16 protein-coding genes and 1 pseudogene are annotated in these 13,868 nt (G+C 54.8%); 13 read left to right on the plus strand and 4 right to left on the minus strand.

All coding sequences use genetic code 11. From position 1 onward, the window contains the following. Nucleotides 1-64: 64 nt before the first annotated feature. Nucleotides 65-979, plus strand: coding sequence for a phosphotransferase (locus BA6348_RS11250; RefSeq protein WP_122953229.1), 915 nt, complete (start codon nt 65-67; stop codon nt 977-979). Nucleotides 980-1,038: 59 nt separating this feature from the next. Here the strand turns inward: BA6348_RS11250 and BA6348_RS11255 are convergent, their stop codons facing one another. Further along, nucleotides 1,039-2,250, minus strand: coding sequence for a sigma-54 interaction domain-containing protein (locus BA6348_RS11255; RefSeq protein WP_005829127.1), 1,212 nt, complete (start codon nt 2,248-2,250; stop codon nt 1,039-1,041). A 500-nt stretch (nt 2,251-2,750) separates the two neighbouring features. Between BA6348_RS11255 and BA6348_RS11260 the strand changes: the two are divergent. Further along, nucleotides 2,751-2,927, plus strand: a pseudogene (locus tag BA6348_RS11260) (acetamidase/formamidase family protein); the annotation flags it as partial. 38 nt (nt 2,928-2,965) lie between these two features. On the opposite strand, the gene BA6348_RS11265 reads toward BA6348_RS11260, so the two are convergent. Beyond that, complete coding sequence (locus tag BA6348_RS11265; protein WP_122953227.1) at nt 2,966-3,487, minus strand: GrpB family protein; 522 nt, start codon at nt 3,485-3,487, stop codon at nt 2,966-2,968. A gap of 567 nt (nt 3,488-4,054) precedes the next feature. Beyond that, nucleotides 4,055-4,705 carry a TetR/AcrR family transcriptional regulator gene (locus tag BA6348_RS11270; protein WP_005829121.1) on the minus strand — a complete coding sequence of 217 codons (651 nt, stop codon included), beginning with the start codon at nt 4,703-4,705 and terminating at the stop codon, nt 4,055-4,057. Nucleotides 4,706-5,008: 303 nt separating this feature from the next. On the opposite strand from BA6348_RS11270, the gene BA6348_RS11275 reads away from it, so the two are divergent. From BA6348_RS11275 to BA6348_RS11295, 5 genes are all read left to right on the plus strand, one after another. Further along, nucleotides 5,009-5,701, plus strand: coding sequence for a response regulator transcription factor (locus BA6348_RS11275; protein WP_005829119.1), 693 nt, complete (start codon nt 5,009-5,011; stop codon nt 5,699-5,701). Nucleotides 5,702-5,707: 6 nt separating this feature from the next. Continuing rightward, entirely contained in the window at nt 5,708-7,081 is a 1,374-nt protein-coding gene (locus BA6348_RS11280) for a sensor histidine kinase (RefSeq protein ID WP_005829117.1), read from the plus strand. After that, complete coding sequence (locus BA6348_RS11285; RefSeq protein ID WP_005829116.1) at nt 7,078-7,659, plus strand: PepSY domain-containing protein; 582 nt, start codon at nt 7,078-7,080, stop codon at nt 7,657-7,659. Before BA6348_RS11280 ends, BA6348_RS11285 begins: the two co-directional genes overlap by 4 nt. Nucleotides 7,660-7,750: 91 nt before the next feature. Beyond that, entirely contained in the window at nt 7,751-8,317 is a 567-nt protein-coding gene (locus BA6348_RS11290; protein WP_005829114.1) for a PepSY domain-containing protein, read from the plus strand. 190 nt (nt 8,318-8,507) lie between these two features. Then, nucleotides 8,508-9,440 (plus strand): manganese-dependent inorganic pyrophosphatase, encoded by a 933-nt coding sequence (locus BA6348_RS11295; protein WP_005829112.1) that lies wholly within the window; start codon nt 8,508-8,510, stop codon nt 9,438-9,440. Between the two features lie 158 nt (nt 9,441-9,598). Here the strand turns inward: BA6348_RS11295 and BA6348_RS26670 are convergent, their stop codons facing one another. Next, nucleotides 9,599-9,769: a hypothetical protein gene (locus BA6348_RS26670; RefSeq protein ID WP_005829110.1), complete on the minus strand. Its 171-nt coding sequence runs from the start codon at nt 9,767-9,769 to the stop codon at nt 9,599-9,601. Nucleotides 9,770-9,889: 120 nt separating this feature from the next. Between BA6348_RS26670 and BA6348_RS11300 the strand changes: the two genes are divergently transcribed. From BA6348_RS11300 to tnpB, 6 genes are all read left to right on the plus strand, one after another. Continuing rightward, nucleotides 9,890-10,648, plus strand: a complete 759-nt coding sequence (locus BA6348_RS11300) for a MerR family transcriptional regulator (RefSeq protein WP_122953226.1) — start codon at nt 9,890-9,892, stop codon at nt 10,646-10,648. 228 nt (nt 10,649-10,876) lie between these two features. Further along, a complete protein-coding gene (locus BA6348_RS11305; protein WP_007784689.1) occupies nt 10,877-11,146 on the plus strand; it encodes a cupin domain-containing protein in 270 nt (89 codons plus the stop codon). Next, the gene (locus BA6348_RS27685) at nt 11,124-11,255 is read left to right on the plus strand and encodes a YbaK/EbsC family protein (RefSeq protein ID WP_005829104.1); all 132 of its coding nucleotides are present in this window, start codon (nt 11,124-11,126) and stop codon (nt 11,253-11,255) included. Before BA6348_RS11305 ends, BA6348_RS27685 begins: the two co-directional genes overlap by 23 nt. Before the next feature lie 193 nt (nt 11,256-11,448). Further along, nucleotides 11,449-12,735 (plus strand): IS110 family RNA-guided transposase, encoded by a 1,287-nt coding sequence (locus BA6348_RS11315; protein WP_207212838.1) that lies wholly within the window; start codon nt 11,449-11,451, stop codon nt 12,733-12,735. 408 nt (nt 12,736-13,143) lie between these two features. Further along, entirely contained in the window at nt 13,144-13,461 is a 318-nt protein-coding gene (gene tnpA / locus BA6348_RS11325) for an IS66 family insertion sequence element accessory protein TnpA (protein WP_007781084.1), read from the plus strand. Next, nucleotides 13,455-13,808 (plus strand): IS66 family insertion sequence element accessory protein TnpB, encoded by a 354-nt coding sequence (gene tnpB / locus BA6348_RS11330; protein WP_025848874.1) that lies wholly within the window; start codon nt 13,455-13,457, stop codon nt 13,806-13,808. The genes tnpA and tnpB overlap by 7 nt, the downstream gene beginning before the upstream one ends. The last annotated feature ends 60 nt before the right edge of the window (nt 13,809-13,868 follow it).

A 13,868-nucleotide genomic window follows, 5' to 3' on the forward strand; every position in this document is an offset into this window, starting at 1 on the left:
CGATATTCAAGAGCCCTGTGCCACAAACCACTACCAACAGAAAAAAGAAAGAAGGTGAACAGCAATGAGTCGTACAAATCCATGGGATGCGGAATGGCAAGTGACGGAGGAGCTGGCTCAAGCCTTGATCTACAGCCAGTTTCCCGCATTGTCCTCGAAACAGGTAAGGCGTCTCGGGGACGGATGGGACAATACCGTCTATGTAGTTGGCGAGGAATACGTTTTTCGCTTCCCGCGCAGAAAAATCGCTGTGGAGCTGATCGAGCTGGAAGGCAGGCTTTTGCCCAAGCTTGGCCCGTTTCTTACGCTCCCGTATGCAAAACCGCTTTTTTACGGGGAGGGCAGCGCAGCGTATCCATTGCCGTTTCTCGGCTATACGTACATCGCCGGGAATTTTCCGCTTGGGTTGCCAGAGGAGCAGCGCACGGCGTCTGCGCTCGTGCTTGCCCGCTTTTTGAAAAACTTGCACGCATTCCCCGTCCAGGTGGCCAAAGAAAACGGTGCGCCCACTGACCAGCGCGGATTGCTGGATATTCGGGGACGGAAAGAAAAAATGCAGCAGTTTCTGGCTGACACGGACATTCCTTTTGCGGAAGCCGATCGCGCGCTGATTGCGGATTATTTGCAGGGGCTTGGCGTGGAGCAGATTCAGCCGAAGGAAGTGTTGATGCACGGCGACCTGCACTTTAAAAACATGCTGGTGGCTCCCGATGGAAAAATCGCGGGCATTATCGACTGGGGAGACATGAACATCGGTCATCCCGGCTGCGATCTGAGCATTGCCTACAGCTTTTTGCCGCCACAGGCAAGGGATGGCTTTTTCCGCGCATACGGCGAAGTCGATGAAGAGACGAAGCTGTTGGCGCGTCTGATTGCCGTCTACATCCCGATGCTGATTTACATGCAGGCAAAAGACACGGGCGACGACCGCGTAGCAGCGGAAGCGAGCGCGGTCATCAGGCGCGCCTTGGCAAATTAAATTCGTAGCGGGCCGTCGGGCGAGCTGTCTACAAGCATAGGCGAGGCGAAGCCGAAGCGTCACACATGGCTTTCGCTGCACGGCCCAATGGCAAGCTCGCTCATCTTGCGGTACAGCGTGCTGCGGGCGATGCCGAGCTTTTTCGCGGCGGCGCTGATGGAAGGGGCTTCGCGGATCGCTTGCTGGATCGTTTCCCGCTCCAACGTGCGCAACAGAGGCGAATGGTCTGCCTGCGCGTCCGCTTCGTTCTGCCCGAGCCATGTCCAATCAGGCGGGAGATGCTGAACCGAAATTTGCGGGTCGGGGAAGGCATGCAAAAAGGCGCGCTCCAGCACATTGCGCAACTCGCGCACATTTCCCGGCCAGGAATGGCGATGCAGGGCGGTCATGGCTGTTTCGCGCAGTTGCGTGGGGCCGCCCTCGTATTGCTCGTGCAACTGGTGGAGAAACTGCTCTGCCAAAGAGGCGATGTCTTCCTTTCGCTCGCGCAGCGGCGGGATGCGAATTTGCAGCACATTCAAGCGGTAGTAAAGGTCCGCGCGAAACAGGCCGTTTTGCACATCGTCCTCCAGAAAGCGGTTTGTGGCGGCGATGATCCGCACGTCCAGCTCTTTTTCGGTGTGCGAGCCAAGCCGCGTAATTTTCCGTTCCTCCAGCACACGCAGCAGCAAGACTTGCAGCTCCAGCGTCATTTCCCCGATCTCATCGAGGAACAGCGTACCGTGGCTGGCGGCTTCAAATTTGCCGGGCTGCCCTCCTTTTTTGGCCCCGGTAAAAGCGCCGTCTGCGTAGCCAAACAGCTCGCTCGCAATCAAATCTTTGGGGAGCGAAGCGATATTGACTGCGACAAACGGCCCGTTTTTGCGCGGGCTGGCGTCGTGAATGGCTCTGGCCAGCACTTCTTTGCCGGAGCCTGTTTCGCCCAGGAGCAGCGTATGGGAGAGCGAGTGGGCGGCGATTCGCGCCGTCTGCAACTGTTTTTGGTACAGCGGGCTTTTCGTGGCGATGGCTGGGAAAAGTGTCGGTTGTTGCTGGGCGGGCGAGGAAGCAGGGCGTCGGCGAAGAAGATAAATCCACATAGGGGCAGCTCCTTCTGTTGTCTGTTCCTCAAAGGTCCAGTCTTTTCGCAGCGCATCTTGCCAATGTTCGTCCAGCGTCATCCCGGCGCGGATGCCGAATCGTTCGCCAGCAAGCCGGGTGGCAAACACGACTGTCCGGGACTCGTCGAGGGCGATGAGGTGCTCGTGACTTTTTTCGGCCCAAAAAAGCAAGAGCCTGCGCCAATCTGCCTCGGTCTGCGAGAGAGGGCGCGAAGGAGGCGTGGCAGGTTGCGATAGATTCAAAGAATCGGCAGGAGGCTTGGCGACAGCGAGAGGTTGAGAGGCAGCGCGATGTTGCGAACGCTCGATAACGGATGAAGCCCCGATAAACGAGAGTGGCACGTCGGCTTCGAGAATGGTACTCGCATCCCTTCTTGGTAAATGGTTTGTTTTCGTTGTCCGATCGCAGGACAAGTGTTCGAAAGTGAAACACGCAAACAATTTTTCCGTTAACCAATGAGGCAATACAAGCAGGACAGGGGAGACAACGAGAAAAGAAAGCCAGTAGCTGACCCGTTTTGCGACAGGCTTCTCTTCCCTATTATACAGGAAAATATAGGCAAAAGAAGCGCGATGGGTGAATTTTGTGAATTTTCCGTCTGTTGGCATGCACGTTGCTTCCAAGGAGAGGGAGCGACACTCATTCTTCAGCAAAAAAAGGAGGATGCAGCATGCCAGAAGTATTATTTCGCGTCGACCTGAACAAACCGATGGAGGAACAGGATACACCCGGCCACAACCGATGGCATCCTGACATTCCCGCTACGGTATCGGTCAATCCGGGGGCGGTATTCCGCATAGAGTGCAAGGATTGGACGGATGGACAAATCAAGAACAACGACGATCCGGTCATCCCATAGACGCCCGGCGTTTTTTTCGTGGGCGCTTAGTTGGCGCCACGCGCTTTCCAGGCCAGCGCCTTTTGCTCCAGAGACCAGGCCAGCTCATGCTTGCCTGCGACATAGCTGGCAGCGTCGTACGGGAAGCGCTCTGCCAACTGCTCCTTCAGCTCCCCGTACAGCCGGGCACAGTCAGGATGGGCGCGCAAGTAATCGCGAAACGCCAGATGGCGTCGAATCGCCGGATGGTCTTGCTCGTAAACGTGGACGTGATGGGTGCGCTCGTCGCCGCCTTTGGCAAAATACCGTCTGCCGGGCAAGCCGAACTCGCCTTTTGGCAAGTAGCCTAGCGAGCGCATCTGTTCGTTTGTCTCATCGACGCGCCCGATATCGCGCACGACTGGCAACAGGTCGATGATCGGCTTTGCTTTCAGCCCGGGCACGGCTGTACTGCCGATGTGATGAATCTGTATGAGGTTGTCCTGGAATACTTGGCGCAGCAGCTCGGCTTCCGCGGCAAACAAGGCTTGCCAGCGCGGATCGTAGGGGTGGACTTCGACTTTTCGCATGACAGACTCCTTCCTGTACGTGAGAGGGATCGCTTTTTGGCGTGAAAAGGCCCGGACATTTGGCAAGGCGAGCAATGTCCGGGCGCGTTTTGGTTCTTTTCTAGTTATGATTTTCGGTTCGGCGACCCTTCGCTAGGAGCCGAACCGAAAACTTGGCTCGGCGGTCCAGCGACTTGCACGCGCGCCGGGTTTGTCACTTCCAGCGTAATCATCGAGCTGACGACGGCTTGCATGGTTACAACCAGATACGTTCAAAAAAAGATAGCTTTCCAAATGGGTGATTCCAACGAAAATCGTTTCTCCTTCTCATTTTCACGGTGTTTTCCAACAGAAAAATGGCAGAAACGATACGGTTACACGTGTTTCACACTCTCTTTCCTGATCTTGGCGATCGTGGCAAATGATCGCTGCTCTGGTTATATTGTAAGGCTTGCCTGGGCCGGGATGCAAAGCTGCCATTTCGGCATTTTGGACGGTTTTCGGGCAGGCTGGGGCCGTTTTACCTGAGCAGGTCGCTCGCTCATCGCGTACGTAGCCAGCGCTCGGCGGCAATCGCGCGCGTGATTGTCAGTTGTCCAGCGCAATGCCGCGCGCGGCGGCGCGAAGTGCTTCCAGCGCAAACGAGCCTGGCGCGACCCCAAACAAGTTTTCAAAAATCGGCTGGATCGCCTGCAGACGCAGGCGGCGTTCTTCGGGCGTCCATTTGAACAGGGCCGAGTCCGCCCAATGGTGCAAGGTGCTGAGAAAAAACTCGGCAGCAAGCGCCGGATTGGCGACGCGAAACCGCTGTTCACGGTTGCCCTGGACGATGATTTCCGTCAAGATCGGCGTGAACTTGCAAATGGTTTGGATGTACAGTTTTTGCCGGAGTACGGCGTTGTTGTCATGCTGCAAATATTTGAAGTTTTCCACATGCCCGGTCGGAGCGTCCAGCTCGTAGACGAACACCCAGGCGATTTTTTCGTAGGCGGTAAGGTGTGGGGCGCGGGCAATCCGCGCATAGTGCTCCCGGATTTGCTCCAGTTGCCGCGCGATCAGGGCGCTGGCGAGAGCGTCCTTGGATTCAAAGTAATAGTACAGCGTCCCCTGCGCGACCTGCATCGTTTTGGCAATGTCGATCGTGGATGTTTTTTCATAGCCAACCCGGTTGAACAAGGCTTCGGCAGTGTCGAGAATTTCATTGCGGCGGACGAGAGGATCTTTCGAAATTCTTGGCATCGGTCATATCACCTCCTGTTCATTAAAGCATCCGACAAGTTATCAGTCAAACCTGTCACCGTAATTAAATGGTAGTCAGTCAAAAAGAAAACTTCACCCGTTGCCCGCCTGTTTCAACGGACCGAATCGGGGAAACGAAGAGGCGGCCGCATCGGGGTTCAAGCAGCGCGCCTTTTCGTAAAAAGCGCCCGGACCGCTGGAAAAAAATGCGCACCCGAGCAAACTTTTATGGTTTAATCTACGGTATCAGACCACATTTTGCGCGATGTGTCATTGGGTATCGGCAGAGAGGAAGGCGTCAACATGAACCAGGCCAAAATATTACTGATCGAAGACGAGAAAAAAATCGCCCGTCTCCTGAAGCTGGAGCTGGAGTACGAAGGCTATGAAGTGAAGACGGCCGAGGACGGGGCAACCGGACTGGAGTGGTTCAAAAGCGAGCCGTGGGATTTGGTCTTGCTGGACGTGATGATTCCGCAGCTCAGCGGGATGGAGGTGCTCAGGCGCATTCGCGCATCGGACAGCGTCACTCCGGTGATTCTGGTCACCGCCCGGGATTCGCTTCCCGACAAAGTGAGCGGCCTCGACTTGGGAGCCAACGACTACATTACGAAGCCGTTTGCCATCGAGGAGTTGTTGGCGAGAATCCGCGCCTGCCTGCGTGTGGCGGCGGGCGTCAGGAAAAAGGAAGAAGAAGAGGCGCCGCTCAAGGTCGGCGATCTTTTTATCGATGAAAAAAAGCGGATCGTCATGCGCGGGGAAACGGTGGTGGAGCTGACGCCGCGGGAGTTCGACCTGCTCGTCTACCTGGCCAGGCACGTCAATCAGGTGCTGGACAGGGAGCAAATTTTGACGGAGGTATGGGGCTATGACTACTACGGCGACACCAACGTCGTCGACGTGTACATCCGGTATTTGCGCAAAAAGCTGGACGATCCTGCCCATCCGCCGCTGATCCAGACGGTGCGCGGAATCGGCTACGCGCTGAAGGAGTAAAAAACGATGACGATTCGCAGCAAAATCCATCTGTTCTCGACGGTGTGGCTCGTGCTGACTTTATGTCTCATCAACACGTCGATTTACTGGCTGTTTTACAAACAAACGACCGACCTGGAATTGGAAAGACTGCAACTCCAGACCGAAAACATCGCACAGCGGCTGCATGAAGCGGGCAGTCAGGCCGAGCCGGCCGAGCTGTTGCAGGCGTATTTGTCCCCGATCGACATGATCCGCATCGTAAACGCCGAGTCCCGCGCAGTGGTGACGGCGACGAAGGAGCTGGCCTACGGCAAGTGGCCGCCTGCGTTCAGCCCGCAAGAAACGTACCGGATCGAGGAAAAAGACGGCGTGCTCTACGCCATCGGGCAGATGCCGCTGATCGCGGGAGACGGCAGCGTCATGTCGATGGAGGTGACGACGGCCTTGCCGCAGGTGCAGGAGACGATGCAGGTGCTGCTCGTCGTGCTCTTGATCGCTTCACTTGTCGTGCTCTTGCCTTCGTTTTGGGCGGGCAAAATGCTCGGCAACCTCATCGTCGGACCGATCAACTCGCTCATTCGCACGATGGAAGAAATCCAGCGCAAAGGCCAGTTCAAAAAGCTGGAGCTGCCGGCCAGATCAAACGACGAGCTGTACCAGATGGGAAACACGTTCAACAAAATGATGGATATTTTGCAGCAACATTTTGTCAAGCAGCAGCAATTTGTGCTGGACGCGTCCCACGAGTTGAAGACGCCGCTCACCGTGATCGAAGGCTATGCGACGATGCTGAAAAGATGGGGCATGAACAAGCCGGAGCTGTTGGAAGAATCCGTCGAGGCTATCTACTCGGAAGCTGTGCGGATGAAAAAGCTGACCCGGCAAATGCTGATGCTGGCGAACCCGGACGAGGAGTCGAATCTGGACGTGCAGGCGGTAGATGTGGAAAAGCTGTGCGAGGAGACGAGCAAATGGATGCGGCGCACCTACGAGCAGGAGATTCGCGTCGAGGCGCAAACGCCGGGGATTCACGTGCTCGCCGACGAGCAGCGGCTCAAGCAGTTGCTGGTCATTTTGCTCGACAATGCGCTGACCTACAGCACGGAGGCGATCCGGGTAGAGATTGCCGAGCAGGCGGACACGGTGACGCTGTCTGTGATCGATCAAGGGGTGGGCATCCCGCCGGAAGACCTTGCCCACATTTTCGACCGTTTTTACCGGGTGGACAAAGCGCGCGCACGCGATACAGGCGGCACAGGGCTCGGCCTGTCGATCGCCAAGCGGATTGTCGACGTGCACGGCGGCAGGCTGGATGTGCGCAGTGAGGTCGGGGTAGGCAGCGCGTTTACCGTGACATTGCCGAGTGCGACCCAAAAGAAAGCGGGGGAGAGCGAATGAAGCGAAACCATGCGATCGGGATGATCGGACTGGCGCTGGTGGCGGGAGCCGTGTTCGGCGTGTCGCAGCTTGCGGCAGGCGAGCAGGACAAGAAACGCACGAGCGAAGAAATCACGAAGTCGCTGGAAGCCAGATACGGCAAGGCGAAGACAGCTTTTGAGCTGACGACAGAGGACGGCAGGGAGGTCTACGCGGGGACAGTGGAAAATCAAACCGGAACGTATCGCGTGCAAGCGGATGCGCTCACCGGACAAGTCACCCACATTACGCTGCTGTCGGCAAAGCCCAGGCCGCAGCCTGCTTCCGCAGAAACAGCGCCGCAGACAGCGGAGGAAGGCGGCAGCCGCCCGGCTTCGCCAGCGCCAACTAGCGAGATTGCCAAAAGCGGCATTTCCCTCGACCGGGCGCGAGAAATCGCTTTGCAACAAGTAGCCGGGACGTTTGACGGCATCGAGGTGGAGCAGAAGGATGGGATGGCCGTCTACGAGGTAGAGGTCGTCACCGCCGAAAACCGGGAAGTGAAGGTCGCCGTCGACCCGCTCACCGGACAAGTGCTGTCGATCATGTGGGAGGACTAAAGGCTTTCTCATCAAATTTTAATCTTTCTCTCGCTTTCTGCTCATCTGCCTCTTGTACGATGAGGTCAGTAGAAAAAAAGGAGAGAGAAACATGAAGAGAAACGTCATTATGATAGCAGCAGGTGCAATCGTCGTGGGGAGCCTTGGCGCGTCAGCCATGGCGAAGACATACCAGCACAATCCTCAGCCGAACCAGCAGCCGACCAGCTTCAACTATTTGCACGTGGATGACGACGTTCCGTTCGGTTGGGAAAAGCAAATCCGCATCACGTCTGAGCAGGCGCAAAAACTGGCCCTGGGCGTCCAGCCTGGCGTCATCAAGGAATGGAAGCTGGACCGCGCGGGAAAAACGCTTGTGTACAAGGCGGAGATTTTCCACAACTACCGTGAGATCGACGTCTACGTCGACGCGGTAACGGGCGAGGTTTGGCGCGAGAACGATCCGGTGCGCAAGCAGAAAACGGTGAAGATCACTGTGGAGGAAGCGAAAAAAATCGCGTTGTCCAAAGTAAACGGAAGCATCAAAAAAATCAAGCTGGACGAAGACGACGGCTACTACATCTACGAGGTAGAGGTCCGCACAGGCAACAGACAGGAAGCCGAGATGGACATATCGGCTACGACTGGCGAGATTTTGAGCATGGAGTGGGACGACTAAGTTGTAACGCGCGAGCACAGTCCGCAGCAAACCGCAAACCGGCCTTTGTCCAGACGATAAGGCCGGTTTTTTCATTTTCTGGCAATTCCGTATTCCCATTCATCAGCGTAGAACCTATAATGTTACTTGGGATTACCCGCTAGATTGTGGTATAATTTTGACGCCAATATACGACTAAGGAGTATGGATGATGGAAAAAAAGCTAATCTTCGGTCATAAAAATCCAGATACGGATTCCATTTGCTCGGCGCTCGTCTACGCTGATCTGAAAACGAAGCTCGGCGCAAACGTAGAGCCGGTTCGCCTCGGTGTCATCAGCAGCGAGACGGCGTTCGTCCTGAACTACTTCCAGGTAAAAGAGCCTCGCCTCGTGGAAACCGTGGCGAACGAAGTCAACGAAGTAATCCTCGTGGACCACAACGAGCGTCAACAGAGCGCAAACGACATCGAGCAGGTGCAAGTAGTCGAGGTAATTGACCATCATCGCATCGCGAACTTCGAGACAAGCAATCCGCTGTACTTCCGCGCGGAGCCTGTCGGCTGCACCACGACCATCTTGAAAAAAATGTACAAAGAAAACGGCGTGGAGATTCCAAAAGACATCGCGGGTCTGATGCTGTCCGCGATCATTTCCGACACGCTGCTGCTGAAATCCCCGACCTGCACAGAGCAAGACGTAGCCGCTGCCCATGAACTGGCGGAAATCGCAGGTGTGGACCTGCAAGCGTACGGACTGGAAATGCTCAAGGCAGGCGCAGATTTGAGCGACAAAACCATCGCCCAACTGCTCTCCCTCGATGCCAAAGAATTTCAAATGGGCAACGCGAAAGTGGAAATCGCCCAAGTCAACGCAGTAGACGTCAATGACGTGCTGGCTCGCCAAGGCGAACTGGAAGCGGCTATTTCCGCCATCATCGCGGACAAAGGTCTGGACCTGTTCGTGTTCGTCGTAACCGACATCCTGAACAACGACTCTGTGGCGCTGGCGCTCGGTACGGCTACACAAGCGGTAGAAAAGGCGTACAACGTCACGCTGGTTGACAACAAAGCCGTTCTCAAAGGAGTCGTTTCCCGCAAGAAGCAGATCGTGCCTGTATTGACAGATACATTCCAGGCTCTCTAAAAATACGCTACCGAAATACCAAAAAACACAAAGGCTGCCCGCGAAATGTGGGCAGCCTTTTTTCCTATCAAATAAAAACGGATCAGATTCTCATCCAGGATAAGGGCAACCAAGGCTGCGCCAAGTCATCGGCACAGCCTTTGGTTTTCTCATGGCGCTCAAAACGGATTGTGGTTGTGATGACTCAGATGGTTCATCGTCTGCTGCGCATAGGCGTCATCGTCGTAATGCCGGATTGCGTGTTTGTCTCTTGCCCGCAGGCTGATCGAGCCTGTCAAAAAGTAGGCGGCGCCGAGAACAGCCAAAATAACAACGAGGGTATAGAGCATTCGAAAGTCCCCCTTTTTCCAGTGGCTTACCAATAGGTTAACATATTTTTCCTGACAGAACTACGGTTGACTTTGACGGTGCGTAAATGTGTACGATGAATTTGTCAGGAGGGATGGAAGATGGAATATACGGTGCAAAAGCTGGGTCTCCTGGCGGGCGTCAGTACCCGGACGCTCCGATACTACGATGAGATTGGCCTTCTCAAGCCGGCGAGAATCAATTCATCCGGGTATCGTATTTACGGGCAGGCAGAAGTGGATCGCTTGCAGCAAATCTTGTTCTACCGCGAGTTGGGTGTGAGCTTGGAGGAGATCAAGGAAATTGTCAGCTCGCCGACCTTCGACGCCGTCCAGGCACTGCGGGAGCACCGCGCGAAGCTGCTGGACAAACGGGCTCAGCTCGATCGGCTGATCGCCAATGTCGATCTAACCTTAGCGCAAAGAGAGGGGACGAAAACGATGACGGACAAACAAAAATTCGAAGGCTTCAAGCAGCAACTGATTGATGACAACGAGAAGCAGTACGGGCAAGAAATTCGCGCCAAATACGGCGACGAGCAGGTGGACCGTTCCAACCGGAAATTCAAGGAAATGACCGAGGAAGAGTACAACCGGCTTGAGCAGTTGAACGCAGAGTTGCACAAGACGCTGGAAGAGGCGTTTGCCACGGGAGATCCGGGCAGTGAGCTTGCGCAGAAAGCGGCCGACCTGCATCGCCAGTGGCTGACGTTTTACTGGGACAGTTACAGCAAGGAAGCGCACGCCGGGGTGGCGCAAATGTATGTGGACGACCCGCGCTTCACCGCCTACTACGATAAAACCCAGCCGGGACTGGCGGCGTTTCTCCGCGATGCGGTCGTGATTTATACGCAAGCGTAGACAGCCGATAGCGTCGAGAAAAACAAACCGCGCACCGCCCTGAATCAGATCGGAAAGCTTCGATCCGATTGGGGCGGTGTTTTTTCATGCCTGTTTCATGCCCAAGCTGGCCTGGCTCACGCCCCTTGGCTGGAACCGGAATTTTTTCGCTGATGAAAACTTTTGGCCCAAGGGAGTGAGCCATCCGTCCATCGAGGTCGAGTTATTTCGCGCTGAACGCGTGTTACCGTGAACAGACAGCGGGCGAGCAGCAGGGAGCCGCCCAACCGCTTTTCTTTTCTGTTTGTTGCGTTATATAATCTGTTCGAGCTGGACCCGGGCGCGAGCTATCTCTCCATGCCGCACAATGACGGTGTTTACGAGTATATAAGCGTCAGCGCCGGACGGTTTGCCTTGAAAATCAAGGAAGAGACGTTTCGCCTCGGCGAAGGGGACGCGATTCGCTTCACGGGCAACGTCCCCCACGCGTACAGCAATGACGGCGAACAGCCGCTATGAAGTCATTTGGGCGGCGGCAGGGCATCCGAAAGCGGTGTTTCGACTGACTCCCGAGCAACTGGTGCAAATGACGAACGGACAGGTCGCCTGTATCGCTTCGTGCCGCTAGCGGCAAAGGGGTCTATCGCCTCGTTGTAGAATAGATGATAAAGTGGAAATATTCCTAAAACAACGAGGAGCCATTCCTGTAATGAAGAAATTTGAGCTTTGAAAGAAAAAAGCGCCTCCTGTATGCTGGGTCTTGGAATGGTCACATTCACACTGCCCTAATGAAAAGGAGGACGCTCTACATGAAGTATAAGCTGAAACAGAAACAGAATCAACGGATTACACGAATTACCGAAAAAACACTGGTTGTTGGCGCGGACATCGCCAAAAAGATTCATGTAGCTCGAGCCGTGGATTTCCGAGGCATTGAGCTTGGGAAAGAATGTGTGTTCCACAACGATCAGGAGGGGCTAACGAAACTGGCTGCGTGGATGAAGGAGCTTGGCCGGATACATGAGAAAACCGACATCGTATTTGGCATCGAGCCTACCGAACACTACTGGTTCCCGTTAGCGGCATTTTTGAAGGAGCAAGACATCAGGGTCGTCGTCGTGAATCCGCACCATGTGAACAAGAGCAAAGAACTTGAGGACAACTCGCAGACCAAGAGCGACTACAAGGATGCGAAGGTCATTGCCGACCTGATTCGGAGCGGGAAATATTCAGAGCCCAATTTGCCGACCAAGGAATATGCAGAGCTACGCATTCTGATGAATTTTCGGGAGAAGGTCATGGTGAGCTTGAATCAAGTGAAAGCTCGGATTACAAACTGGTTTGACCGCTACTTTCCGGAGTATCCACAAGTGTTTAAGGACTGGGAAGGCAAGGCATCACTGATGACCATGCGCCAGTTTCCCACTCCAGAGGAGATTGTCTCGATAGGCGCCAGAGGCGTTCTCACACATTGGAAGACGGAAATCAAGCGTGGGGTGGGCATCAAGAGAGCGGAGCAGCTCTATGCTGCCGCTACGGTCTCTATCGGGCTTACCGAGGGGCTGACAGCTGCCCGAATCGAGCTTGCCGCCTTGCTGCAGCAGTACGATCTGTACTGCAAGCAAGAAGAAAGCATTATGACGGAAGTCCTGCAGATTCTGGAGAAGATCCCCGGAACGAAGCAAATGCTGAGCATCCCAGGGATTGGCATTCTGACCGTCGCCGGCTTCTTGGCGGAGGTTGGCGATCTGAACAACTACGACCATGGACAGCAGATCATCCGTCTGGCTGGGCTGAATCTGACGGAGAACAGCTCTGGAAAACGTAAGGGAAAGACCGGAATCAGCAAGCGGGGGCGCTCTCGCCTAAGAGGCATCTTGTTCCGCTGCATGCTGCCGATGGTAGCCAAAAACAAAGAGTTTAAAGCGCTCCACGAGTATTATACAACGCGTAGTCAAAATCCGCTCAAGAAGAAGCAATCGATTATCGCCTTATGTGGAAAACTGGTTCGCGTCCTCTATGCACTGGGGACAAAGCAGAAAGAGTATAACGCAAACGAAGTATTGGGGCCGATTCGACAAGCCCAGCTACAACAAAGTGCTGCATAAAGCTTATCAACAAACCTGTCATCTCGCTTATTCACATGTGTACAACCATGACAACGGAAGCACCGGAGAAGCCGAAGAATTATAATCCATAAGGGCAACGACCCAGTCGAGGAGCTAGAATCGGCCTCCACCCCTTGAGAGGTAGAACGAAGGAATGTAAGGGCATAGACCCAGCGTGACATGGGAGGGTAAACCCCGAGGGCGGATGTGGAGATCCACTGTGCGATCATACCTTTTTATCCACAGTCTGGAAACTGGTGATTGCAGGCTCTATTCCCGCCACAGCCCTTACAGAAATATTTGTATCTCCTTCAATCTTCCGACAAGAGCTTTAAGATGTCAAAGTTAAAAAACAGAGAATGAGCGAGAAAACAGGAGAAAACATTACTTTATAGTGGGAGGATGTAGATGAAGCAAACGGATCTCCGTGAACAGTGGGAGGCACGAATCAACGATTATCGCGCCAGTGGCCTTACCGCTGAGAAATGGTGCGCTGAAAATGAAGTTACCACCAGACAGCTATGGTATTGGCTGCGGAAATTTCGGGATTCAAAAGAATCCTCTGTTCGTCCCCCGCAGTGGGTCCCAGTTAACGTGCACCAACCGCAGGAGAACACAGAATCTCTGTTACTGGTCAAAGTGGGTGCGGCCGTGATTGAAATCCGCCCCGGCTACAACCCCGTACTCCTGTCCGACGTGGTTCGGACGCTCCAGGCCTTATGCTGAACTCCATCCAGATTGATCGGGTCTATCTGGCATGCGGCTTCACCGATCTGCGAAAATCCATTGACGGTCTGGCGGCGCTCGTGCAAGAAGGATTCAGGCTTGATCCCTTCTCCCCGTGCCTGTTCGTGTTCTGCAATCGTGACCGCAACAAGCTCAAGATCCTGTACTGGGAGCATAACGGCTTCTGGCTCTTCTACCGCCGTCTTGAACGCGGGACGTTCCAGTGGCCAACCGGCAATGGAGAGCCGGTAACGGTCTCCAGCCGTGAGCTGCGCTGGTTGCTGGATGGACTTTCCCTGAGCCAGAGGCAAGCGCATCCACCAGTCACTGCCTGTACGGTCATCTAACGCAACTGTTTGTGGTTTCGACACACTTTTTGGCAGGGAATATGAAGCTCTTTGCCGAAA

The organism is Brevibacillus agri, from assembly GCF_004117055.1.
Classification (GTDB): Bacteria; Bacillota; Bacilli; order Brevibacillales; family Brevibacillaceae; genus Brevibacillus; species Brevibacillus agri.

Excerpts from the sequence above, each read along its gene's own strand:
- BA6348_RS11250 (WP_122953229.1), top strand. The coding sequence starts at position 65 with ATGAGTCGTACAAATCCATGGGATGCGGAATGGCAAGTGACGGAGGAG.
- BA6348_RS11265 (WP_122953227.1), bottom strand. The coding sequence starts at position 3,487 with ATGCGAAAAGTCGAAGTCCACCCCTACGATCCGCGCTGGCAAGCCTTG.
- BA6348_RS11270 (WP_005829121.1), bottom strand. The coding sequence starts at position 4,705 with ATGCCAAGAATTTCGAAAGATCCTCTCGTCCGCCGCAATGAAATTCTC.
- BA6348_RS27685 (WP_005829104.1), top strand. The coding sequence starts at position 11,124 with ATGACGGCGAACAGCCGCTATGAAGTCATTTGGGCGGCGGCAGGGCAT.
- tnpA (WP_007781084.1), top strand. The coding sequence starts at position 13,144 with ATGAAGCAAACGGATCTCCGTGAACAGTGGGAGGCACGAATCAACGAT.
- tnpB (WP_025848874.1), top strand. The coding sequence starts at position 13,455 with ATGCTGAACTCCATCCAGATTGATCGGGTCTATCTGGCATGCGGCTTC.
- BA6348_RS11300 (WP_122953226.1), top strand. The coding sequence starts at position 9,890 with ATGGAATATACGGTGCAAAAGCTGGGTCTCCTGGCGGGCGTCAGTACC.
- BA6348_RS26670 (WP_005829110.1), bottom strand. The coding sequence starts at position 9,769 with ATGCTCTATACCCTCGTTGTTATTTTGGCTGTTCTCGGCGCCGCCTAC.
- BA6348_RS11295 (WP_005829112.1), top strand. The coding sequence starts at position 8,508 with ATGGAAAAAAAGCTAATCTTCGGTCATAAAAATCCAGATACGGATTCC.
- BA6348_RS11285 (WP_005829116.1), top strand. The coding sequence starts at position 7,078 with ATGAAGCGAAACCATGCGATCGGGATGATCGGACTGGCGCTGGTGGCG.
- BA6348_RS11275 (WP_005829119.1), top strand. The coding sequence starts at position 5,009 with ATGAACCAGGCCAAAATATTACTGATCGAAGACGAGAAAAAAATCGCC.
- BA6348_RS11280 (WP_005829117.1), top strand. The coding sequence starts at position 5,708 with ATGACGATTCGCAGCAAAATCCATCTGTTCTCGACGGTGTGGCTCGTG.
- BA6348_RS11290 (WP_005829114.1), top strand. The coding sequence starts at position 7,751 with ATGAAGAGAAACGTCATTATGATAGCAGCAGGTGCAATCGTCGTGGGG.